This window comes from Streptomyces taklimakanensis, from assembly GCF_009709575.1.
In the GTDB taxonomy this organism is placed as follows: Bacteria; Actinomycetota; Actinomycetes; order Streptomycetales; family Streptomycetaceae; genus Streptomyces; species Streptomyces taklimakanensis.
Genome location: NZ_WIXO01000001.1, coordinates 4713099 through 4735949 on the forward strand (window position 1 = coordinate 4713099; position 22851 = coordinate 4735949).

Here is a 22851-nt window from a genome sequence, read left to right on the forward strand (position 1 = left end):
ACGCCGTACGGCGCGCTTCCCGGAGCCCATGCTACTTGTCGGTAACCCCTGGGTGACAGGTGCCTCTCCGAGGGAGTCGCACGTCACACTCCCCGCGCGCCGCGCGGACCCGAATCGCCGGACGGCGAGACGAGGGGCCCGCCCCCGACGGGGGCGGGCCCGGTAGACGGAGCAGGGCCCCGTCAGGCTCCGTACACGCTCCGGAAGAGGAAGAAACCGAGGATCATCCCGAGGACCAGGCCGGCGACGGAGACCCCGATGGCGGTCTTGGCGAGCCGCTCGCCCTTGGAGTTCGCGATCACGCCGCAGACGATCCCCGCGATGCCGAAGAGCGGCGGGCAGAAGAAGAACGCGACACAGCCGAGCACGATGCCGACCACGCTGAGGGTGTTGGAGGTGTTCGGCGGCTGCGGCTGGTACGGCTGGTTCGGATAGGACATCCTGTGTTCCCCCTGGGGTGTCAGTGGGTGATCACCCTATGCGCCGCCGCCGCGCGAACGGAAGTCCGACGTCCCCGGCGCTCGGGCTCGATCCCCCGGCCCTCGGGCTCGAACTCCCGGCCCTCGGGCTCGAACTCCCGGCCCTCGGGCCTCCTGTCCCGCGCTGTCGAGAGGAGGCCCGAGGTCGGGCGGGACGGTTCAGCCCTCCGGCGGGGCGGCCGACAGGGCGGCCGTCAGCAACGGCGCCGTCTGCTCGACCTGCCACTCCCGCGCGCCGTGCGCGCGCAGCGCCTCCGCGACCGCCGGCTCGGAGATCTCGTGCGGCGGCTCCCAGCACAGCCGTCGCACGGTGTCGGGCGTCAACAGGTTCTCCTGGGGGAGGTTCAGTTCCTCCGCGCGCCCCGTCACCGCGGCACGCGCGGCGGCGAGTCGGGCGGCGGCGGCCGGGTCCTTGTCGGCCCAGGCCCTCGGCGGGGGCGGGCCGGCCGGCGCCAGGGCGGGCTGGGGCAGCTCGGACTCGGGCAGGGCGCGGGCCCGCTGGATGGCCGCCAGCCACTGTTCCAACTGCCGGCGCCCCATCCGCTGCCCGAAGCCGGGCAGCGCGGCGAGCGCCTGCGCGCTGGTGGGCATGGCCAGCGCGGCCTCCACGATGGCCGTGTCGCCGAGCACCTTCCCGGGCGAGACGTCACGGCGCCGCGCCACCCGGTCACGGACCGTCCACAGCTCCCGAACGGCCGCCATCTGCCGCCGCCTGCGCACCTTGTGCATGCCCGAGGTGCGCCGCCAGGGATCCTTGCGGGGCGCCGGGGGAGGAGCGGCGACGATGGCGGCGAACTCCTGGCGCGCCCAGTCGAGCTTGCCCTGGCGTTCCAGCTCTTCCTCCAGGGCGTCGCGCAGGTCCACCAGCAGTTCCACGTCCAGTGCCGCGTACCGCAGCCAGGGCTCGGGCAGCGGGCGGGTGGACCAGTCCACGGCGGAGTGGCCCTTCTCCAGGGAGTAGCCCAGGACGTTCTCGACCATCGCGCCGAGGCCGACCCGGGCGAAGCCCGCGAGCCGCCCGGCCAGCTCGGTGTCGAACAGCCTCCTCGGGAGCATCCCCGTCTCCCGTAGACAGGGGAGGTCCTGGGTGGCGGCGTGCAGCACCCACTCGGCGTCCGCGATCGCCTCGCCGAGGGAGGACAGGTCCGGGCAGCCGACCGGGTCGACCAGGGCGGTCCCCGCGCCCTCGCGGCGCAGCTGGACGAGGTAGGCGCTCTGCCCGTAGCGGTAGCCGGACGCCCGCTCGGCGTCGACGGCGACGGGACCCCGGCCCGCGGCGAAGGCGGACACGACCTCGGCGAGGGCCTCGGGGGTGGTGGTGACGGGCGGGATGCCCTCGCGCGGTTCCAGCAGGGGGACCGGCCCCGGACCCGCCTCCGGGGAGGGAGGCCGCACCGCGTTGCTTATGGAGGTCTCTCGGGCGTCGGTCACGCGACAAGGGTAGCCGTGCGCACGTGGTGCGCAGCGTCCGCCGACGGAACGTCACGTCGCCGCGCGTCGCGCACCGCGCGGAACCGGCCCGGCCCGGCCCGCTGAGGGGCCGGGCCGGGCCGGAGCACGACGGGTCGGGGGGAAGGAGAGGAGGAGAGGACGAGGGAGCGGGGGGAATCGGAGGGGGAACGGGAGCGGGTCGGGAGCCGCGCGGGTCCGACGGAGAGGCTCGTCGGCGGGCGCGGACCGGTGGGCCCTCCCGCGGACGGTCGTCGGGCCCGGTGGGCTCGGTGGACGTTCAGTGGATGATGCCGGTGCGCAGGGCGACGGCGACCATGCCCGCCCGGTCGCCGGTGCCCAGCTTGCGGGCGATCCGGGCGAGGTGGCTCTTGACGGTCAGGGCGGACAGGCCCATCGAGACGCCGATGGCCTTGTTGGACTGCCCCTCCGCCACCAGCCGCAGCACCTCGATCTCCCGACCGGACAGCTCGCGGTAGCCGCTGGGCTGGCCGGGCGCGCCCGGCGGGCGGCGGTGCATGCGGGCGGCGGCGGTGGCGCCGATGGGGGTGGCGCCGGGGCGCCCGGGGTGGTGGCCGGGGGTGCCGCGGGTGCCGGTGACGACATATCCCTTGACGCCGCCGGCCAGGGCGTTGCGCACGGCGCCGATGTCGTCGGCGGCCGACAGCGCCAGACCGTTGGGCCAGCCCGCGGCCCGGGTCTCGGAGAGGAGGGTCAGGCCGGAGCCGTCGGGCAGGTGGACCTCGGCCACGCAGATGTCGCGCGGGTTGGCCACGCGGGGACGGGCCTCCGCGATCGAGGACGCCTCGATCACGTCCCGGACACCGAGCGCCCACAGGTGGCGGGTGACGGTGGACCGGACCCGAGGGTCGGCGACGACGACCATCGCCGTCGGCTTGTTCGGGCGGTAGGCGACCAGGCTTGTGGGGTGCTCAAGAAGAACGGACACCGGGCCTCCTGGGGAGTGGAGAGCGGACGGAAGCCGACTATGGGGGGAAGTCGGGATGGGATGACCCCTGTGTGAGGGTCACAGAATCCTTCGGCAGGACCCCCGCCCGGCTTTAGGGAACGATCACGAATGAGTGAGAGGAAATTTCCGACAAACCGGACGCGCAACCCGTTCCGGGGAACCGTCAGAGTGGCTGCGGGCCACGGCGCTGCGGCAGTGGTACGACGGCCGCTCCCTCGCCGCTCTCCGGCGGCAGCCCCGCGCACTGGGAGAGCAGGTCGCACCACGCGCCCAGGTGCCCGGCCACGGTGTTCGCCGCGGCCGACGCGTTCGCCCCGGCCGCTCCCGGCGCCGCGTCCCCGGCTCCCTCCAGGGGTGTCCACGAGGCGCGGACCTCGATCTCCGCCGAGGCCGCCCGCTCCTCCAACGTCCCGAAGGAGACCGAGCCCGCCCGTGTCACCGTGCCACCCACCTCGGCGTACGCGACCGACCGCGCCCGCAGGGCACCGGTCAGCCACGACCAGGTCACCTCGGGCAGCAGCGGATCCGTCGCCATCTCCGGCTCCAGCTCGGCGCGGGCCAGGGTCACCACCCGGAACACCCCCCGCCACGCCTCCTGGCCGGCCGGGTCGTGCAGCAGGACGAACCGGCCGTCGGCCAGCTCCTCGCCGTCCGCCTCCACCGACGCCTCCAGGGCGTACGCGAACGGCGCCAGCCGCCGGGGCGCCGGCAGCGGGGCCAGCCGCACCTCCGGCCGCGGTCGGAACCCCGTCAGTGCCGCCACGGCCCGACGGAAGGGGAGCGGGGTCTCCTCACCGCCGGGACCCTCCGTGCCGTCCGTCAGGTGTGCTCGCGCCGCTGCCATGGGCCGCAGCGTAGGCGGAACGGGTGCCGTCGGAGGGTAGGGACACGTGGGAGACTTCTGGTTGTGACCGCCGACGACACCATCCCCGCCCAGATCCCCCCCGCCACCGCGGACTCCGCCTTCCTGCGGGCGTGCCGCCGCGAACCGGTGCCGCACACCCCGGTGTGGTTCATGCGGCAGGCCGGACGCTCCCTGCCGGAGTACCGCCGGGTGCGGGAGGGCATCGGCATGCTCGACTCCTGCATGCGCCCCGACCTCGTCACCGAGATCACCCTCCAGCCCGTCCGCCGCCACGGGGTGGACGCGGCGATCTACTTCAGCGACATCGTCGTCCCGCTCAAGGCCATCGGCCTGGAGCTGGACATCAAGCCCGGGGTCGGGCCCGTCGTCGACCACCCCTTCCGCACGCGCGAGGACCTGGCGCGGCTGCGCCCGCTGGAGCCGGGCGACGTCGACTACGTCACCGAGGCCGTCGGCATGCTCACCGCGGAGCTGGGCGCCACCCCGCTCATCGGTTTCGCCGGGGCCCCCTTCACCCTCGCCAGCTACCTCGTGGAGGGCGGTCCCTCCCGCAACCACGAGCACACCAAGGCGATGATGTACGGCGCTCCGGACCTCTGGGCCGACCTCCTGGACCGCCTCGCGGACATCACCGCCGCCTTCCTGAAGGTGCAGATCGAGGCCGGGGCCTCCGCCGTCCAGCTCTTCGACTCCTGGGCCGGCGCGCTGGCCCCCGAGGACTACCGCCGCTCGGTGCTGCCCGCCTCCGCCAAGGTCTTCGACGCCGTCGCCCCCTACGGCGTCCCCCGCATCCACTTCGGCGTCGGCACCGGTGAGCTGCTGGGGTCGATGTCCGAGGCGGGCGCGGACGTCGTCGGCGCGGACTGGCGGGTGCCGCTGGACGAGGCCTCCCGCCGGATCGGCCCGGACAAGGCCGTCCAGGGCAACCTCGACCCGGCCGTGCTCTTCGCGCCGCGCGAGGCCGTCGAGGCCCAGGCGCGACGGGTGCTGGACGCGGCCCGGGACCTGCCCGGACACGTCTTCAACCTCGGCCACGGAGTGCTGCCCGACACCGACCCCGACGCCCTCACCCGACTCGTGGAGTACGTGCACGAGCAGACCGCGCGCTGACGGGCACCGGCCCGGTTCGCCGCCGCGGCGGCGTCACCTCTTTCCGGCGCGTTCCCCGCCGCCGCTCCCGCTGTCGTTCCCGCCGCCGTCGGAGCCGTCGGAGTCGTCGGCGTCGTCGGCGTCGTCGCCGTCGGTCTCGGGCGGGGCCGCCACCGGGAGCGGTGACGTCACCCCGTGGGCCCCCGAGGACCGCCGGGGCAGCCGGGGGCGCACCAGCCGCCACACCAGCGCCACCAGCAGCCCCGCCGCGACGAAGGGCAGCGATGCTCCCAGGACGACGGCGAGCCAGCGGAGCATCGTCACGAAGGCGTCCCAGCCGGCCGCCAGGGCGTCGCCGAAGGAGGGGTCGTCCTCCTTCCGCTCCGCGACCGGCTCCCCGTCCGGCTCGTGCAGCGACAGGGTGACCGTCGCCATCCCGGTGCGCTCCCGCAGCGACTTCAGTCGCGCCTGGAGCGCCTCCAGATCGGCCTGCCGGTCGCTCAGCTCCGACTCCAGGGAGACCACGTCGGAGAGCGCCACCGCCTCGTCCATCAGCTCCCGGACCCGCGCCACGCTGGCCTTCTGCGTCTCGATCCGGCTCTCGACGTCCACCACCTGGTCGGTGACGTCCTTCGCCGAGACCTTCCGCTCCACCAGCTCGCCCAGCCCGGAGAGCTCCTCCAGCAGGTCGTCGTACTCCCGCGGCGGCACCCGCAGCGTCACCCGGGAGCGGTCGTGGCCCTCGGCATCGCGGTCGGTGGACTCGTCCGCGACGTAGCCGCCCGCGCTCTCCACCGCCGTGCGGACCTCGGCCAGTGTGCCGGGCACGTCCTCCACCGTCACCGTCAGCGACGCGGTGCGGACGATGTGGGTCGCGGCGGGATCGGGCAGCTCGTCGGCGGACGCCTCCTGCGAGCCGGCGCCGTCCTCGCCCCGCTCCCCGGCCGTGTCCTGTCCCGCGTTCCGTTCCGCCGCGGCGTCCTCCCGGACGCTTCCGGCCTCCCGATCGGCCGCCTCGGGCGCGGCCACGCCCCGGTCCACGGCCGATGTGCTCTCGCCGCCCCCCGTCGCCCCGCAACCGGTCACCGCGAGCGCGGCGGCCAGCAGCACGGCGGCCCCGGCCACCGTGCCGCGTCCACCTGATCCGACCATCGTCTCCCCCAACTCGTCCTCGACCCTCGGTTGTTGGACGGGCACCGCGGGGCGCGGGTTGCCGGAATCCGGTAGCGAAGCGGTCACGGTCGGGCCGCCGGCAGATCACATCGGGCCGCCGTGGGCCGTCCCGGGCCGGTCCGCCGTCGCTCGGGGGCTTCTGGGAGAGTGGAGCCATGCACGTCATCGTCGTCGGAGGCGGCATCGCCGGACTCGCCGCCGCCCACCACCTGCTCCAGGGCGGCGCACGGGTGACCGTCCTGGAGTCCTCCTCCCGCCTCGGCGGCAAGCTGCGCGCGGGCCGGATCGCGGACGTCACCGTCGATCTCGGCGCCGAGTCGATGCTCGCCCGCCGCCCCGAGGGCCTGGAGCTGGCCCGCGCCGCCGGACTCGGCGAAGCCCTCCAGCCGCCCGCCGCCGGCACCGCGGCGATCTGGACCCGCGGCGCGGTGCGCCCGATGCCCACCGGCCACGTCATGGGCGTGCCCGGCGACCCGGCCGCCCTGGCCGGGGTGCTCTCGCCCGAGGGCGTCGCCCGCGCCGCCGAGGACGCCGAGCTGCCGCCCACCGAGGTCGGCGACGACACGGCCGTCGGCGAGTACGTGGCCGCCCGCCTCGGCCGCGAGGTCGTGGACCGGCTCGTGGAGCCGCTGCTGGGCGGGGTCTACGCCGGGGACGCCTACCGAACCTCCCTGCGCGCCGCCGTACCCGCCCTCCACGAGGCGGCCGGGACGGAGCGCTCACTGCTCGCCGCCGTGCGCGGCATCCTGGAGCGGTCCGCCGCGCGCGGCCGGACCGGCCCCGTCTTCACGGGCATCGCCGGCGGCATGGGACGTCTGCCGGGCGCCGTCGCCGACACCTGCCGCGCCGCGGGCGCGGAGATCCTCACCGACACCCCCGCCCGGGAGCTGCGCCGCACGCCGGAGGGGTGGACGGTGGTCGCGGGGGAGCGCGCGCTGCGCGCCGACGCGGTCGTCCTGGCCGCCCCCGCCCCCGCCGCCGCCCGGCTGCTGGCCGCCGAGTCCCCGGCGGCGTCGGCGGAGCTGGCCGAGGTCGAGTACGCCTCCATGGCGCTGGTCACGATGGCCTTCCGCCGCGCCGACCTCACGCGCGTGCCGGAGGGCCGGGGCTTCCTGGTGCCGTCCGTGGACGGGCGGGCGATCAAGGCGTCCACCTTCTCGACCAACAAGTGGACCTGGTCCGCCGAACAGGACCCGGACCTGTTCGTCCTGCGCACCTCCCTGGGCCGGTACGGGGAGGCGGGGGTCCTGGAGCGCGACGACGCCGACCTGGTGGAGGCGTCCCTGGCCGACCTGCGCACCGCGATCGGACTCGGCGCGCACCCGGTCGAGACCGTCGTCACCCGCTGGCGGGACGGACTGCCGCAGTACCCCGTCGGCCACTTGGAGCGCGTCGCCCGGGTGCGCCGCCGGCTCGCCGACCTGCCCGGCCTGGCGGTGTGCGGGGCGGCCTACGACGGCGTGGGCATCCCGGCCTGCGTCGCGAGCGCCCGCGCCGCCGCCGACGAGGTGCTGGGCTCCCGAGGGCCCCGGTGATCGGACCCCGGCGCGCGCGCGTGAGAATGGCCGTATGACTGCTGAACCCCGCAAGACGCCCAACGCGGGCAAGAAGGCCAAGGACCTCAACGAGGTCATCCGCTACACCCTCTGGTCGGTCTTCCGCCTGCGCGAGGCGCTCCCCGAGGACCGCGCCGGGTACGCGGACGAGGTCCAGGAGCTGTTCGACCGGCTCGCCGCCAAGGACGTCACCGTGCGCGGCACCTACGACGTCTCCGGGCTGCGCGCCGACGCCGACCTGATGATCTGGTGGCACGCGGAGACCGCCGACGCGCTCCAGGAGGCGTACAACCTCTTCCGGCGCACGAAGCTGGGGCGCGCCCTGGAGCCGGTGTGGTCCAACATGGCGCTGCACCGCCCCGCCGAGTTCAACCGCTCGCACATCCCGGCCTTCCTCGCCGACGAGGAGCCCCGCGCCTACGTGTGCGTCTACCCGTTCGTGCGCTCCTACGACTGGTACCTGCTGCCGGACGAGGACCGCCGTCGGATGCTCGCCGACCACGGCAAGATGGCCCGCGGCTACCCGGACGTGCGCGCCAACACCGTCGCCTCCTTCGCGCTGGGCGACTACGAGTGGCTGCTGGCCTTCGAGGCGGACGAGCTGCACCGCATCGTCGACCTCATGCGCCACCTGCGGGGCTCCGAGGCCCGACTCCACGTCCGCGAGGAGGTCCCGTTCTACACCGGCCGCCGCAAGCCGGTCGCGGACCTGGTGGCCGGCCTGGCCTGACGGCACCGCACCGTGCCGCGCTCCCGCCCGTCGCCCCGCGGGCCGGGGGCGGGCCGGTTCCCGGCCGACGGCCGCTCCTTTGACGCGAGACACGGGCCGGGGCGGCCCTGTCTCGCGCACGGCACCGGTGCTCGTCACCAGCTCTCGTGGTCCTCGATCACGCGGACGACGAGCCGGTGGAGGATTTCGACCCTGCGCCGGTCCTCCCGCCGGCTGCGCAGGGCTCGCTCGGTCACACGCAGTCGGTGCCAGGCGTTCGACTCCTTGTCCATCACCTCGTCCACCAGGGGACGGGTGAACAGGGTCAGGCACTCGGCCAGACGCTGCCGGGTGTCCGGAGACGGTGGGGCCGGGTCGGGGGTCGTGTACCCGCTGGTGAGGTAGCGTGCCGGATCGGTCAGGCTCCATCCCACGGCGGCGCCGCCTTGGACAAGTAGCGCCAAGCCGGGGGCGATACCGATACGCGCCTCCACAGGCGCGTCCAGGACCGCCAAGTCCCGCAGGCAGACCAGTTCGGCTGCTTCGGCGTCGCACTGCAGGACTGTTGCCTGCGGCATGCCGAAATCGCGTACCTCGGTGGCGCGGAGCCCACCTTGGCGGGTTGGAAGCCCACCGGTGATACGGACAGCGGCTTTCGCGGGAGCGGCTTCGTTCGGCAGGTGGAGCCCGATGGCCACCAGTTCGCGGCTTTCCTTGTCGAACCGGAGGTCGTCCTCCCCCGACCACAGCCATTGCAGGCTGCCGAAGGTGGTGTGTGCCTGCTGCTCGAACTCCGCTCTGTTGGTGAACTCACCGACGATCACCTGCGGCACGTCCAGGGCCAGGCGCGGGGCGAAAGGCAGCGGAACACCCGTCACCACTACGTCCATGGTGTTCAAGGTGATGTTCACGGGAGTGCCACCTCACCGAATCCGGTCGGCAGGAGCCATCGTGCCGCTCCTACCGTCCGGCACGTTGCCGTTCACAGTGTCCCCGAGGACCACCGGCGGACCGGGACCTGCGGGCGAGCCGCCGAATGCCTTGACACCGGATTCCCTCCTGGCCCCAGACGGACCGTACGCGATGATAACGCCGCCTCCGCCTGTTCCGGGTTACTTGGTGACCACGATGTCCTCACCCCCGCGGAGCACCAGATCCCACGCTTCCCCTGGAACTGATGCACCGCGTCGGAGCTTTTGAGGATTTCCGGGACCCGCTCCTTGCCGAACCGGTGACGCGTGTCCAGTTTCCGGACTTCCGTATCCTCTCCTGTTCGGCCCCGGCGATGGTTTGGTCCGCGAAATTCCTGGCCTCGTCCATGGACGCTCATGCATCGGCCCCAGGTGGTCGGGGGTGGCGTCGCGGTTCCAGGTGGTGGTGCCCCACAGGGTGGTGCGGGTGTGCCAGGCGATGTGGCCGTACTCGTCGACGAGTTCGGTGGGGGTGCCGATCGGGTCGGTGACGATGGCGAAGAACCGGGCGTCGATCTCGGCCTGGGTGACCTCGTCGACCAGGCGCTCGGTCCGAGCGACGGGCTTCAGACCGTGGTGGTCCCAGACCTGGGCCAGAGAGAGGTCGTCGAGCCGGCGTGGAGGGTTCCGGAAAGTTCGGAATTACCAGATGACCGCATCGCCTTTCCCGCCTCCGGCGCAAGGCGATGCGGATGGCGAAGACGAAACATGCCTGCGCCACCCGACCAGTACACTCCTTGCTCAGGACGGGTGTCCACAACGTGATCACTTCACGGACGCGTTGCTCTACGCCTCTTCGACCATTGGGCTTCCTGCCAGAGTTTCTCGAATTCACCCCGCGAGATCAGGAATGCGGAGAACTCTGGTTGCGCCGCCACATCCTCAATGGGTCCGAGAGGGATCTCACCGAGTCCGATATCCCCCGTTTCGTGTTCGGCATCCGCCTTCAGGAGGCGGCCGTCACGGTATCTCTGGATTTTCCGCGTCTCGTATCTGTCGGCACCTATTTCACTGTAGAGCACGGTAGGCTCTTCGGTGTAGTCGTGATGCCACTCCACTTTCCAGTATTCCATTTCCAGTTCTTTCCGTGTGGCGGAGGTAGTTGTAGTGCAGCCCGTTTCCGGGTCGTGGTACTGGCCGGGGAAGCGCAGCGGCGTCGGCAAGGGCATCCACGCCCCGTTCCGCCCGCACCCCGACATTGCCCCTTCGCTCGCGCCGGACACCCGCATCCACAACCGGCTCCCGCGCGGCATTCGAGCCTTGGGCGAGCGAACCACCACCGGAATCAAGCAGCGTTGGCGCACCCTCCAGCGCGTCACCCTCAGCCCTGGCCGAATGGGCGACATCACCCGCGCCGCCCTCGTCCTCAACGGAACCTGGAAATAATCGCCGTTGAGGGAACGTCACTGTGTAGAGCTTACCGCTCACCCTGATCCATCAGCCGCACCTTCCAAGCCGTCCACACCCCCTTGGCCTGCAAATAAATAGAGTGAAAGAGAATCTCTACTCATACCCGGCGTCACGTGATCAAGCCGGGCAGGCCCTTGAACGGCGCCGCCTTGGGATCGTCATCCCTGTGTCATTCTCCTCGAAAGGGAACGTCGCCTTTCCTCCCAGAAATCTCCGATGTCCTGAGGAACCTCTCCATCACTTTCGCCTGCGCGTTCGAGAAACACCAAGCCAACTCCGATGACCCCTTCGATCAGATATTTCAGGGCACTGTGATTGGTCTTTCGATGCTCATGCAGGAGAGTCATCACGAAGCGGGTGAAAGTTTGGCCATCGATGTGACACTCGTCGTCGACGATAGGGCCCAGGCCGGAGGGTACGCCAAAAACTTGAGCCAACGCCAAGGCCTCTGCATGAAAAACCTTGGCTACGAAGTTGGCTGGATTCCAGACGTCATTGTCCCCGATCCGGAAAAAGCAACTCAATCGTTCCACCTGATCCTTACTTCAACCCCAGGATTTCCCTGTCGCCATGTTTCGACAGATGCTTCGACGGCATTCCTGAATGAAGGGTTTGCCCCCGGGGTCGTGAAGTCCAAGCCAATGGGGGAATTTTCCCATCCGTCAAGGTGTGAGCGGGCACGGACATAGGCGTCGAGTTTTTTGAAAACGTGCTTTTCCGTCCACTTTTCGATGTCCATGCGTGGGTTGTTTCCAGTTGCGCTCTTCTCTTCCCATAGTACGCCCTCCTCGATTTTGTCGATGTCCGTAATGGTATCCGACCAGTCGTTCGGGTTGTCGACGATATAGTTTGTATCGCCCTCCAGCGGCGGACGTTCCCGGTTCGAGATTCCGTCTCCGGGCGTGTACTCCGGTGCGAGGCCGAGGGGGTCGGTCCAGGTGTGGGGGTTGTGGACGTAGGTGGCGGGGTTGGGGGCTGGTTTCAGGCCGAGGGGGTCGGGGGTGGCGTAGCGGGCGGTGGCCGGGTCGTAGTAGCGGAGGTAGTTGTAGTGGAGGCCGGTTTCGGGGTCGTGGTACTGGCCGGGGAAGCGCAGCGGGGTGTAGGCGGTGGCGTCGCGGTTCCAGGTGGTGGTGCCCCACAGGGTGGTGCGGGTGTGCCAGGCGATGTGGCCGTACTCGTCGACGAGTTCGGTGGGGGTGCCGATCAGGTCGGTGACGATGGCGAAGAACCGGGCGTCGATCTCGGCCTGGGTGGCCTCGTCGATCAGGCGCTCGGTCTGGGCGACGGGCTTCAGGCCGTCGTGGTCCCAGGTGAGGGTGACCGGGTGCGGTAGGTCGGGGGCGGTGGTGGTCTGCTCGATGAGGACCGGGCCGTCCCAGGTGAAGTCGGTCCGCTCCACCACGGTCTGGCCGTCCGCGGCCAGGCGTTGTTTGGCGATGCGGCGGCCCAACGGGTCGTAGCGGTAATGCCAGACCGTCCCGTCGGGGGTGGTGACCGAGGTGAGGCGGTCCTCGGCGTCCCAGGCGTAGCGCCAGGTGTCGGGCTTGCGAGAGAGGCGGGTCTTCTGCCGCACCACCAGGCGCCCGGCGCCGTCGTGTTCGTAGCGGATGCGTCCGGCTTGGGTGAGCAGGGTGCCGGTGTAGGTGCGTTCCCCGGTGGCCTCGGCGGCGGCGTGACCGGTGGGCCAAGCGGCCTGGGTCTGGTTGCCGGCCGTGTCGTAGGCGTAGGTCTCGGTCCAGCCCTGGGCGTGAACGGTGGTGACGCGACCGACCGCGTCCAGGTCGAAGGTGCGCGAGCCGGCCAGGAGGTCGTCGACGCCGGTGAGATAGCCGTCGGCGCGGTAGTGGTAGGTGCGCTGCTGGACGGGGCCGGGGGTGTTCGGGCCGGTGAGGGTCTGGTCGGTCAGTCGCCCGGCCGGGTCCCAGACCTGGGCGAGGGTGACGTCGCCGATGCGGCGCTGTGTTTCGCGTCCGGTGGCGTCATGGGCGAAGTCCACCGTGTGGCCGCCGGTGGTCAGCGTGGTGCGGTGGCCGGCCGCGTCGTAGGCGTAGGTCGACACCGCTCCGCTGGGGGTGACGCGGCGGGTGCGCCGTCCCAGGGCGTCGTAGGAGAACGACAGGGGGCGGCCACCCGCCAGTTCGGTCTTGACCCGTCCCAGCCGGTCGCGGTGGTAGATCAGTTCCGTGTCGGGGTTCGCTATGCGGATCGGACGGCCGGCGAGATCGCGCTCGTACTCGGTGGCGGTGCCGTCGGCGTCCTTGCGGATCAGGTGACCGAGTTCGTCGTAGGCGTAGGTGATGGTGGCGCCGAGCGGGGTGGTGCGGGCGGTCAGTTGTCCGGCCGCGTCGTGGGTGTAGGTGACGGTGCGGTCGTCGAAGTCCGTCTCGGCGGTCAGGCGTCCGGCCGGGTCGTACTCGTACGACCAGGTCAGGCCCTGGGGGTTGGTCACCTGAGTCAGGCGTAGCTCGGCGTCGTACGCGAACTCGTAGCGCACCCCGTCCGGGTCGGTGCGGGCGGCGAGCAGGTCGAAGTGGGTGTACTCGAACGAGGTGGTGCCGCCGGCCGGGTCGGTGTGGCGGACGCAGTTGCCCTCCCCGTCGTACTCCCACCGCTCCTCGGCTCCGTCCGGGCCGATGCGGCGAGCGAGGCGACCTTCGACCGTCCACTCCAGGCGGGTGACCGCGCCCAGGGGATCGGTGAGGGTGACGGGTCGGCCGAAGGCGTCGCGGTCGTAGCGGGTGATCGCCCCCAGCGGGTCGGTGATCTCGACGGGCAGGCCCGCGGCGTCACAGCGGACGGAGGTGGTCCCGCCCAGGGCGTTGGTGACGGCGGTCAGGTGGCCGCGGTTGTCGTAGGCGTAGTGGGTGGTGTGGCCGGCCGGGTCGGTGGTGGCGGTGCGGTTGCCGCGCTCGTCGTAGGCGTGGTGCCACACCGATCCGTCCGCCTCACGAAGTTCCACCGGCAGCCCGAGGTCGTTGCGGGTGACGGTGATCTCTCGGCCGTCCGGGCGGGTGACCCCGACGACGCGGCCGTGCTCGTCGTAGGCGAAGCGGGTGGTGCGGCCCAGCGGGTTGGTGACCTCCACCGGGTGCCCGTGGTCGCCGTGGCGGAAGTGGGTGGTGTGGCCCAGCGGGTCGGTGGTGGCGACCGTGCGGCAGCGGTCGTCGATCACGTGCCGGGTGGCGTGGCCGGCCGCGGTGGTCAGCGTGGTGACCTTGTGGCCGGTGGCCGGGTCGATGTCGTCGTAGGTGATGCGGACCTGCATGTGGCCCTCGGTGCCGCCCTCGGCGACGACTCGGTGCAGGTTGTCGTAGACGTAGTCGTAGCGGCGGTCGTTGGAGTCGATCCAGGCCACCACCCGGGCCTCGTCGTCGTACTCGAACCGCAGCGGACGACCACGGGAGTCGGCCACCTCGGTGAGGTGGCCGTCGGTGTAGCCGTACCGCTTGACCACCTGGTCACCCAGCGACAGAGCGGTGACCCGGCCGTCCTCGACGGTGAAGCGCAGGGTGTGGCCGCCGCTGTGCTCGACGCGGACCGGGGCGCCGGTGTGCTCGTCGTGGACGAAGACGATCTGGTGCCCGGCCCGGTCGGTGATCTGCTCCAGCAGCGCGATGCCGTCCCCGCCGCCGGTCGGTGGGGCGAAGTGCCGCACCCAGCCGGTCTCCGGATCGGTGAGGGTGTAGCCGCCGTCGACGGTGCGCTCCAGCGGCATCCGCGCCGTCCCGGCCGACGGCCACGTGGGCACCCCCGGCGCGGGGTGGGGGTAGGCCAGCAGTCGCCCGTCGTCGGCGACGAACACCACGCCCTCGGCGTCGATCTCCAGCCGCTGGTCGACGGTGGAGGTCCACGACGGCCCGAACCACCGCCCGGCGGTGTAGCCGGATTCCACGTACCGCCGGAAGACCAGCGGCATGGCGCCCGGCAGGGAGAGGTCCGTCTGGGGCAGGAACATCTTCCCCGTGGCCAGGTCGACGGGGTCGGTGCCGCCGGAGTTCCGGTCCTCGGGTTTGGTGCCGTGCTGGTCCGGGCCGTCGTCGTCGAGGGCGCGGCGGGCGCGGTTGGCGTCGTTGGCCGTGTCCGCGGCCTCGGCCGCGAGCCGGGCGGCCCTGACGCCGGCTCCGGCACCGCCGGTGGCGGCGGTCAGCAGCGCGTCGGGGGCCAGGCGGCCCAGCCCCTCGGAGGGGTCCTTGAGGAAGTCGGTGACCATCCGACTGCCGGCGCCCCAGGGGTCGTTGGCGACCTGGACCAGTCCGGCGACCGTGCTGTTGAGGTTGGTGGCGTACTCGGCCGGGTGGGTGAGGTTGTACGGGTCGGTGGGGTTGATGCCGCGGGCGAAGGAGACGAGCCCGGCCGTGCCCTTGATCACCCCGGCATAGAAGTGCGAGGCGTGCAGCCCCACCCCGATCACGCCCTGCTGGACCTGCTCGCCGTAGGACGGCTTGTCCGGCGCCGCGTCCTTCGCCGCCCGCACCGCCGTACGGGCCTTCTCCGCGGCGGTGTTGCGCTGCTTGCGGGCCTCGGAAAGGACCTCCTCGGCCTCCCTGATCTTCGCCGGTCCCGGGTCCTTGAAATCGGCCGGGCACACCGGCGGCGTGCCCGGGTCCTCGCCGGCGTTCACCTTGGCGTTGTACGCCTTGACGTCCTTGTTGTACGCGTCGATCTTGGCGTTGTGGGCATCCAGCGCGTCCTGGGAGGCCTTGACCGCCGCCTTGTACTTGTCGATGGCGACCTGGGCCCGTCCCTGTGCCCACTCCACCGTCGAGGCGAAGTCCTCCAGCGCCCCGGCGGCCTTCTCGCACGCGTCGGCCGCCTTGAACCACTTCGGCGGCTCCTGGGCCGCCTTGGTCCGGAAGGCGTCGGCCGCCTGGCCCCTCAGCTCCGCCGAGTCCAGCCCCTTGATGCCCTTGCCGACGTTGTCGAACGCCCGTCGGAAGTCCCGCAGGTGGCTCGCGGTCGACCGCAACTTCTCGGCGCTGCCGTAGATCAGCTTCTTGGGGTCGTCGGTCTGGTCGAGTTGGAGTTCGTCGACGTCGGCGCCCAGGGCGTTGGCGGCCGAGCGGGATGTGTCCCGCATCCAGTCCGCGCCGCTCTCCCAGCCGACCTCCTCCAGCAGGTCGGCACCGGCGTCGCCCACCTCCTCGATGCCCTCGCCGATGAGTTCGACGCCCTCTTCGACCTTGTCCTCGATGACGTCGGGGACGAAATCCCTCCAGCCCATCAGCCCTCACCCCCGCCGTCCTGCCGCCCTCCGGCCTGCTGCTGTGCCCGCTCCTGCGGGGAGGGGCCGAAGGCCTCGTCCACGGCCCGGTCGAACCTCTGGTCGTCGACGCCGAGGGCCTGGTTCATCAGGTCGGTGCGCATGCCGCCGGCGCCCTCGGTCAGCAGGGCGCGGCCGGTGTCCTTCCAGGTCTGGGCCATCTCGTCCCCGGCCTGTCGGAAGGACTCGGCGCTGTAGTCGGGCTTGTAGTTCTCCAGGGAGACCAGCTCGCCCCACTCCCGCTGGGTGATCTCGTCCTCGGACAGGTGGGGGTTGCCGACGAGGGAGTTGGCGGCGACCTTGAAGGTGCCCTCCCAGTACTGCTCCTCGGAGTAGAGTATCCCGGCCGCCAGACCCAGCCGGGCCGCCAGGCCGTTGGCGTCCATGATCAGGGCGCGCACGCCCCATTCCCAGTCCTCGCAGAACCCTTCGAAGTCCTTGGCCAGCCCCGAGTGACCGGCCTCCATGGCACTCAGCGCCATGTCGCCGAAACCCGCGCCCTGCAGGGAGTCGGTGGCCGACGCGCCCACCGACTTCAACTCGTCGATCGCTCCCTTGAGGCCCTTGGTGATCAAAGCCAGGGCATCCTTGGAGAGTTGCAGGTCCCCCTCGCCGCTCACCGCGACTCCTCCCCCCGATCGGTGTGCTCGACGTCCACCGCCACCGCGTCCGGCACGATGCCCTTCACCGGCGGGAACAACATCGCCCCGTCCTCGTCGGCGACGTTCACCGCCACCCCGGCCGGGCCGTCCATCTCCGGCACGATCACGTCCAACAACCGCGCCCCCAGCACCGCCGCGTACTCCCACGCGCGGTCGGGTGGCGCGCCGCGCGTCCGGGCGAAACGCGCCAGGGCGGCCTCGTCGGTGAACGCGTGGATCCACCGGATCCCGCCGAACACCCCCGTCAGCAGCCCGCCCTCCACCAACGGCACCAACACCGCCGCACGCCGGAACTCCCCCAGCATCGCGTGGGGGTTGCCCCTCCCCGCTCGCACCGCGGCGATCTCCTCGACGAGTTCCACCACACCCCCGTCCCCCGACGACCGGTCCCACCCGAACCGAACACGACCATACGACCGCCGGACGGGCGGGACTTCATGATGTGGCAATGTCGTGACAGCCGTCACCACGCCATGACGGCTCGGCATGCCGCCGTCCCGCGCCGCCCCGGCGATCCGCCGCGCGCCGACGGTGGTCAGGACGGCCGGGAGACCTCCGCCCAGACGGTCTTGGTGAACGCGTCCCGCACCTCGCACCCCCAGCGTGTGGCGTACACCGAGACCAGGAGCAGCCCCCGCCCCGACATCGCGTCGGCCGACCCCGGTTCGGCGATGGGGCGACGGGGGAGGCGCTCCGGCCGGGTGTCCGTCACCTCGATCCGCACGACGGCGGGTTCGGCCGGGAGGAGCAGCGTCAGCCGGAAGTCCCGGCCGGGGAGGCTGCCGTGGGTGACGGCGTTGGTCGCCAACTCGTCCGCGACGAGGGCGACGGCGTACGTGGTGTCGCAGTCGTTCGGCAGCCCGGTCCACTCGGTGAACTGCTGGGCCGCGAGTCGGCGCGCCAGCCGGGCACCCCGCGCGGTGCCGCTGAGGCGGACGGCGAAGTGCGGGATATCGGTGGGTTGTTCGGTGGCGGGATTCTGCGGTCGCATGCCGCAACCGTGTCGCCGCGGGAAGGGGACGACCAGGTCGGGGAGCGGTACGTGTCGGGGCACGCGGTCCCCGTACGGGAGTTGTACGGGCCGCGCCCGTGACCCGACCGGCGCCGCCGCGGTTCGCCACAAGGGTGTACCACCGCAACGGACCAGGGGGAGCGATGGGCCGGAACAACGACCGCGCGAAGGCCGTGGGGAACGGCAACGGGGGCCGCCCCGGAGCGTGGAGCGCCTACGGGAAACTCGTCCGCCTCTTCCGCGAACGCGCGGGCCTCACCCAACAGTCGCCGGCGGACGCGATCGGCTACTCCGTCGAGCAGGTCGCCTCGGTGGAACAGGGACGGCAGCCCGCGAAGGCGACGTTCACCGAGGCGGCGGAGCGGGTGTTGGCGGCCGGCGGAGCCCTGAGAGCCTTGCAGGAGGACGTGGACCGGGCGCAGTTGCCCGCCTTCTTCCAGGACGTGGCGGCGCTGGAGCAGGACGCGGTGAGCCGCTTCTCCTACGACCAACTCGTGATTCCGGGGCTTCTCCAGACGGAGGCTTACGCTCGTGCCCTGATCCGGACCCACTTCCCGCCGCTCGGTGACGAGGTCGTCGAGCAGCGCGTCGCGGCACGTCTCGCACGGCAGTCCCTCCTGACGCGCACAGCACCTTGTGCCGTCTTCGCGTTCGTCATCGAAGAAGCGGCCCTACACCGGATGGTGGGTGGGACGCAGGTGATGCGAGCCCAACTGGCCCACCTGCTGGAGTGCCGTCGCATGCGGCACGTGGACATTCAGGTGATGCCGAGCAGCAGGGCCGCTCACAGCGGGCTCAACGGTCCCATGGTCCTGCTGGAGACGGCCGAGCGCCGGAGGTTCGTGGTGATCGAATCGCAGGGTGTGGTGAGCGTCCGGTCCGACTGCCACGAGGTCGGCGAGTTCTGGCTCCAGTATGGGATGCTGCGCTCACAGGCTCTCAACGCCGAGGATTCGGCTGACTTCATCGAACGGGCGGCAGGGGAGACATGAGCATCGAACGGCAAGGCAACGCGGCCGACGGACTGTCCTGGCTCAAGAGCAGCCACAGCGGCCCGAACGGCGGGGACTGCGTGGAGGTGGCCGCCGGCTCGGGCGCCGTGTACGTACGGGACTCCAAGGCCGCGGGCGACGGGCCGGTGCTGCGGATCGGCCGCGACGAGTGGGCCGCGTTCCTGGCGCTCGCGGTCGATCAGCCGATCACGTAGCACCACGGCCCTCGTTCCGAGAGGATGTCCGCCATGGCGAAGACCACGCAACTGCGTACGTACACCGTCCGGGACGGCATGCTCGACGAGTGGGTGGAGCGGTGGCGGAGGGAAATCGTCCCACTGCGCCTGAAGTTGGGATTCACGATCGACGGAGCCTGGGTGGACCGGGAGCGCGGCCAGTTCGTGTGGCTGATCTCCTGCGACGGCCCGGAGACCTTCGCGGAACGCAACGCCGCGTACTGGTCGTCTCCCGAACGCGAGGCCATGAACCTCGACCCGGACGACTACCTCGTCCGCACCGAGGACCGTGTGGTCGAGCAGGTCTACTGATCACTCGGTGTCGAGCGGCAGCAGGTGCTGCCGCCGCTCCTCCTCCGTGAGCGTGCGGAAGACCCTGCCCCGCGCCCGTGCTTCGAGCCTGTCGTAGTTGGGCTCCGCCTCCCACACCCGGGCCGTCCCGTCGGCGGAGCCGGTCAGCAGCCGCGCACCGTCGCGGGACCAGGCCACCGAGGTCACCTTGTCCTGGTGGACGCCGACGACCGCGATCTCCTCGAAGGTGTCCGCGGACCAGACGCGTACCGTCCGGTCGTCGGCCCCGGTGGCGATGCGCCGGCCGTCCGGCGACCAGGTGACCGCGCGGACCCGGCCCTCGTGCCCCTTCAGGACGTCGAGGCGGCGTCCGGTGGCCGTGTCCCACACCGCGGCCGTCCAGTCGCCCGACGCCGTGGCGATCCGCTTCTCGTCCGGCGACCACGCGGCGTCCTCCACGTAGTTGTCGTGCCCGCGCAGGACGGTGAGCTGCCGGCTCTCGGCCGTGTCCCACAGGCGGCAGGTGCGGTCGTCGGAGCAACTGGCGAGCAGACGCCCGCCCGGTGCCCATGCGACCCGTCCCACCCAGTCCTGATGTTCGGCCAGTTTGGCCAGTTCGGTTCCGTCGAGTGCGGACAGCACCCGCACGGTGCCGTCATGGCCGCCGGTGGCGATGCGCCGGCCGTCCGGAGACCACGCGACGCCCTCGACGGCCTCGCCGCGCTGCTCGAACAGCGTGCCGCCGTGTTCGTCCACGACACGGAACAGCCCGTCGTTGGTGCCGAGGGTGAGCCGGTCGCCGTGCGGTGACCATGCCACGCTCCACACCCGCTCGCCGAGCACTGTCACGGGCCCGGCCGGGGCTCCGGAGTTCGCGCCCCAGACGCGGACGGTGCCGTCGTCCGAGGCAGTGGCGATGCGGCTGCCGTCGGTGGACCAGGCCGCCTGGTTCACCGGGCCGTCGTGCCCGTCGGCGAGTACGGTCTCGGCGCCACGCGGCCGCAGATCCCACACGATGCCGGTGCCGTCGGTCGAGCCGGTGGCCAGTTGGGTGCCCGACGGTGCCCAGGCGACACCCCAGACGGTGTCCGTGTGGCCGCGCAGCACGGCCGGCACCTTGGCGTCGGCCGAACTGACGACGCGCACCGTCCTGTCGGAGGAGGCGGAGGCGAGCATCCGGCCGTCCGGCGACCAGGCCAGGTTCCACACGTAGTCGGTGTGTCCGCGCACCAGGAGGCGGAGTCCGCCGGTGTTCGCGTCCCAGACGCGGACGGTGTGATCACCCGAGCCGGTGGCCAGGGAGCGTCCGTCCGGGGCCCACGCGATGCCCTCGACGAAGTCCGTGTGCCCGGTCAGGGTCACGGCGGCCGAGCCCGTCTCCCGGTCCCAGACGATCACCGTCTGGTCGTGGGACGCGGTGGCGAGCCGGCTGCCGTCCGGAGACCAGGCGACGCCCCAGACGTCGTCACCGTGCCCGCGCAACTCTCGCACGGGCGAACCGCCACCGGGCACCTCCCAGACGCGCACGACACGGTCCTTGAAGGTGGCGGCGATGTGCTGCCCGTCCGGTGACCAGGCCACCTGCCTGCCGATGTCCCCCGCCCCGCCGAGCAGCAGTTCCGGCTCGCCGGTGACCGCGTTCCAGATCCGCACGACCCGGTCGCGGCCCGCGGTGGCCACGCGGGTCGAGTCGGGCGAGAAGGCGACCGATTCGACCATCACCCCGTCGCACGGCAGGACGAACACGGGCCGCCCCGACCCGGCGTCCCAGATGCGGGCCGTACCGTCCCGGGATGCCGTGGCGAGCAGCCGCCCGTCGGGCGACCAGGCGATGTCCCGGACGGTGTCGGTGTGGCCGTCGAGCCGGGTACGCAGGTGACTGGCGGCCAGCGCCGCCATCAGCCCACGCCGCGCCGCGGGGGTCGGCACGCACTCGCCGAGCGCGGCCAGGGACAGCAGCAGGGCACGCTCCGGCTCGCTCTCCGCGATGCGGAGGACCTGCCGTCCGATGCTGTCGGAGACGCGGCTCAGGAAGGCGAGGTCGCGGCGCTGTGAGGCGTCGACGAGTGCGCGGACCCGCGCCGGTGCCTGCCCGTCCTCCTCCAGCGCCTCCAGCCGGCGCCGGGCGGCGGTGAGCCGTTCGCCGGTGAGGAGGTAGTCGGTGCTGCGCCCGGACCGTTCCCAGTCCTCGGCCCACCGCTCCAGCTCGGCGCGCTCGCGCAGCCGCTCGGCACGGGCCTCGACCTCCTGCCGCAGCGGTGCCCACTGGCGGAACAGGGCCTCGTGCGTCACCTGCGCGTACGGCTCCCGGTGGGCGGCCGCGTTCCCCTGCACGTCGGACCGCAGCAGCCGGGCGTCGATGAACGCGTCCACCACGCGCCGCTCCCGGTCGGTGAGTTCGGCCGGCGGAACCCGGCGGCGGGCGACCTCCTGCCCCTCCACGGTGACGAACTTCAACAGGACGCGCAGGACGAAGTCGATGCCGTCGACCCCACCGAGGGCGGTCACGGTGTTGTCCGCCTGCCGGGCCAGGGCGCCCGGCACGCCGCCGAGCCGGCGGTACGTCTCCTCGGTGACCGTTCCGCCGGGACCGCAGGCGAAGTACAGCTCCTGGAGGAGGTAGGCGAGCAGCGGCAGGGAGTCGTCCGTGCCCGTCTCGTTCACGATGGTGTCGACCACACCGGGCGCGAAGGAGAGGTCCACCAGCGCTCCGGGCCGCTCCACCACCTCGGCCAGTTGGGCATTGCCCAAGGTGCCGATGGCAATGGGGTGTTGGACGAGCTCGGCGTGGCCGCTGCCGAGGAGCCTTTCCAGCAGGTCCACACGGAGGGTGGCGAGCACCCGGATCGACGGTTCGTGTTCCAGGCAGGCGCGCAGGGCGGTGAGGAACTGGTCCCGTTCCCGCTCCCCCGCGAGGGTGACGAGTTCCTCGAACTGGTCGATGACGAGCAGCACGCGCCGGAACCCTCCTCCGCGCAGCCGCGCCAGCTCGTTCCGCAGGGCGTCCGGCCCGTGCCGCAGGCGTCGCAGGACCGTGCTCGCCGACTCCTGTCCCCCGGCCGCGGCTGCCAGGGCGGCTGCCAGGGCACCGAGCGGGTTGGGGCCGGGGGAGAACGCCGGGACGATCCTCCAGCGCCGCTCCCGTAACCGGGGCATCACCCCGGCCCGGACGAGTGAGGACTTCCCGCTGCCGGACGCCCCCACCAGGAGGAGGAACCGGTCGGCGGGCCGCGTTGCGGTGGCGTGCAGCCTGCGGGTCAGTTCGGCTGCCTGCGCCTCCCGGCCGAAGTAGGCGGCCGCGTCGTCCTCGTCGTACGCGTCCAGGCCCGGGTACGGAACCCGGTCACGGGGCCAGTCGACTCGTGGAGGTGTGGGGTTCTCCAGCCGGTACACGACGACCTGGCCGACCACCATGGTCACGACCAGCAGCCCGATGGCCGGTACGGAGACCCGCCGGACGACCTCCAATACCCAGGGCGCGTCGTCCGCGCTGGTGGCGTAGTTCGTGGCGATGCCGAGCAGACAGGCGACCAGGGCCAGCATGACCTGGAGGACCACCTGCATGCGGTTCCTCACGTTGCACCGCCCCCGGACCGGCGGTCCCCATGTCTCCGCAGCACCAGTGCGCCCCCGTATCACGTATCGCCCGTGTGCCGAACCGACTCCTCCGCGCCCGTGAGAGTGGACGGAGTGAGCGGTTGTGGTGCCCGAACATCATCAGGGGGTG

At 71.9% G+C, this 22851-nt stretch carries 20 protein-coding genes and 1 pseudogene; 7 read left to right on the forward strand and 14 right to left on the reverse strand.

Annotated features, from left to right (window positions below; all coding sequences use genetic code 11):
* Positions 1-182 precede the first annotated feature (182 nt).
* The 4 genes from F0L17_RS20710 to F0L17_RS20725 all read right to left on the reverse strand — a co-directional run bounded on the left by F0L17_RS20710 (position 183) and on the right by F0L17_RS20725 (position 3742).
* A complete protein-coding gene (locus F0L17_RS20710) occupies positions 183-440 on the reverse strand; it encodes a hypothetical protein (protein WP_155072228.1) in 258 nt (85 codons plus the stop codon).
* A gap of 198 nt (positions 441-638) precedes the next feature.
* Positions 639-1910 carry an HRDC domain-containing protein gene (locus tag F0L17_RS20715; protein ID WP_162466503.1) on the reverse strand — a complete coding sequence of 424 codons (1272 nt, stop codon included), beginning with the start codon at positions 1908-1910 and terminating at the stop codon, positions 639-641.
* A 298-nt stretch (positions 1911-2208) separates the two neighbouring features.
* On the reverse strand, positions 2209-2877 hold the full coding sequence (locus F0L17_RS20720) for a LuxR C-terminal-related transcriptional regulator (protein ID WP_162466504.1): 669 nt from the start codon (positions 2875-2877) through the stop codon (positions 2209-2211).
* A gap of 184 nt (positions 2878-3061) precedes the next feature.
* Positions 3062-3742: a DUF3000 domain-containing protein gene (locus F0L17_RS20725; RefSeq protein ID WP_155072229.1), complete on the reverse strand. Its 681-nt coding sequence runs from the start codon at positions 3740-3742 to the stop codon at positions 3062-3064.
* 63 nt (positions 3743-3805) lie between these two features.
* Here F0L17_RS20725 and hemE point away from each other — a divergent pair, with 63 nt between their 5' ends.
* Positions 3806-4873, forward strand: a complete 1068-nt coding sequence (hemE, locus tag F0L17_RS20730; protein ID WP_162466505.1) for a uroporphyrinogen decarboxylase — start codon at positions 3806-3808, stop codon at positions 4871-4873.
* A 33-nt stretch (positions 4874-4906) separates the two neighbouring features.
* Here hemE and F0L17_RS20735 read toward each other — a convergent pair whose 3' ends face one another.
* Positions 4907-6091 carry a DUF4349 domain-containing protein gene (locus F0L17_RS20735; protein ID WP_338018157.1) on the reverse strand — a complete coding sequence of 395 codons (1185 nt, stop codon included), beginning with the start codon at positions 6089-6091 and terminating at the stop codon, positions 4907-4909.
* An 89-nt stretch (positions 6092-6180) separates the two neighbouring features.
* Between F0L17_RS20735 and hemG the strand changes: the two genes are divergently transcribed.
* Positions 6181-7560 carry a protoporphyrinogen oxidase gene (gene hemG, locus F0L17_RS20740; RefSeq protein WP_155072230.1) on the forward strand — a complete coding sequence of 460 codons (1380 nt, stop codon included), beginning with the start codon at positions 6181-6183 and terminating at the stop codon, positions 7558-7560.
* Between the two features lie 34 nt (positions 7561-7594).
* Positions 7595-8311, forward strand: coding sequence for a hydrogen peroxide-dependent heme synthase (gene hemQ, locus F0L17_RS20745; RefSeq protein WP_155072231.1), 717 nt, complete (start codon positions 7595-7597; stop codon positions 8309-8311).
* A 134-nt stretch (positions 8312-8445) separates the two neighbouring features.
* Here hemQ and F0L17_RS20750 read toward each other — a convergent pair whose 3' ends face one another.
* The 3 genes and pseudogenes from F0L17_RS20750 to F0L17_RS20760 form a co-directional block, all read right to left on the reverse strand.
* Positions 8446-9201 carry a hypothetical protein gene (locus F0L17_RS20750; RefSeq protein ID WP_338018158.1) on the reverse strand — a complete coding sequence of 252 codons (756 nt, stop codon included), beginning with the start codon at positions 9199-9201 and terminating at the stop codon, positions 8446-8448.
* A gap of 441 nt (positions 9202-9642) precedes the next feature.
* Positions 9643-9846: pseudogene (locus F0L17_RS28540) on the reverse strand (RHS domain-containing protein); the annotation flags it as partial.
* A 185-nt stretch (positions 9847-10031) separates the two neighbouring features.
* Positions 10032-10334 carry a DUF6881 domain-containing protein gene (locus tag F0L17_RS20760; protein WP_155072232.1) on the reverse strand — a complete coding sequence of 101 codons (303 nt, stop codon included), beginning with the start codon at positions 10332-10334 and terminating at the stop codon, positions 10032-10034.
* Positions 10335-10368: 34 nt separating this feature from the next.
* Here F0L17_RS20760 and F0L17_RS20765 point away from each other — a divergent pair, with 34 nt between their 5' ends.
* Positions 10369-10647: a hypothetical protein gene (locus F0L17_RS20765; RefSeq protein ID WP_155072233.1), complete on the forward strand. Its 279-nt coding sequence runs from the start codon at positions 10369-10371 to the stop codon at positions 10645-10647.
* Between the two features lie 182 nt (positions 10648-10829).
* Here the strand turns inward: F0L17_RS20765 and F0L17_RS20770 are convergent, their stop codons facing one another.
* The 5 genes from F0L17_RS20770 to F0L17_RS20790 all read right to left on the reverse strand — a co-directional run bounded on the left by F0L17_RS20770 (position 10830) and on the right by F0L17_RS20790 (position 17584).
* On the reverse strand, positions 10830-11204 hold the full coding sequence (locus F0L17_RS20770; protein WP_155072234.1) for a DUF6086 family protein: 375 nt from the start codon (positions 11202-11204) through the stop codon (positions 10830-10832).
* The gene (locus tag F0L17_RS28115) at positions 11192-15892 is read right to left on the reverse strand and encodes a putative T7SS-secreted protein (RefSeq protein ID WP_155072235.1); all 4701 of its coding nucleotides are present in this window, start codon (positions 15890-15892) and stop codon (positions 11192-11194) included. The genes F0L17_RS20770 and F0L17_RS28115 overlap by 13 nt, the downstream gene beginning before the upstream one ends.
* Positions 15892-16551, reverse strand: a complete 660-nt coding sequence (locus F0L17_RS20780) for a hypothetical protein (protein ID WP_162466506.1) — start codon at positions 16549-16551, stop codon at positions 15892-15894. The genes F0L17_RS28115 and F0L17_RS20780 overlap by 1 nt, the downstream gene beginning before the upstream one ends.
* The gene (locus F0L17_RS20785; RefSeq protein ID WP_162466867.1) at positions 16548-16955 is read right to left on the reverse strand and encodes an SseB family protein; all 408 of its coding nucleotides are present in this window, start codon (positions 16953-16955) and stop codon (positions 16548-16550) included. The genes F0L17_RS20780 and F0L17_RS20785 overlap by 4 nt, the downstream gene beginning before the upstream one ends.
* A 173-nt stretch (positions 16956-17128) precedes the next feature.
* Positions 17129-17584: an ATP-binding protein gene (locus F0L17_RS20790; protein WP_155072236.1), complete on the reverse strand. Its 456-nt coding sequence runs from the start codon at positions 17582-17584 to the stop codon at positions 17129-17131.
* Between the two features lie 164 nt (positions 17585-17748).
* Here F0L17_RS20790 and F0L17_RS20795 point away from each other — a divergent pair, with 164 nt between their 5' ends.
* The 3 genes from F0L17_RS20795 to F0L17_RS20805 are packed head-to-tail and all read left to right on the forward strand — an operon-like array spanning position 17749 to position 19145.
* A complete protein-coding gene (locus tag F0L17_RS20795) occupies positions 17749-18597 on the forward strand; it encodes a helix-turn-helix domain-containing protein (protein WP_155072237.1) in 849 nt (282 codons plus the stop codon).
* Positions 18594-18812 (forward strand): DUF397 domain-containing protein, encoded by a 219-nt coding sequence (locus tag F0L17_RS20800; protein WP_155072238.1) that lies wholly within the window; start codon positions 18594-18596, stop codon positions 18810-18812. The genes F0L17_RS20795 and F0L17_RS20800 overlap by 4 nt, the downstream gene beginning before the upstream one ends.
* Before the next feature lie 33 nt (positions 18813-18845).
* A complete protein-coding gene (locus F0L17_RS20805; protein WP_155072239.1) occupies positions 18846-19145 on the forward strand; it encodes an NIPSNAP family protein in 300 nt (99 codons plus the stop codon).
* Here F0L17_RS20805 and F0L17_RS20810 read toward each other — a convergent pair whose 3' ends face one another.
* Positions 19146-22688, reverse strand: coding sequence for an nSTAND1 domain-containing NTPase (locus F0L17_RS20810; protein WP_155072240.1), 3543 nt, complete (start codon positions 22686-22688; stop codon positions 19146-19148). It lies immediately after the preceding gene.
* Between the last annotated feature and the right edge of the window lie 163 nt (positions 22689-22851).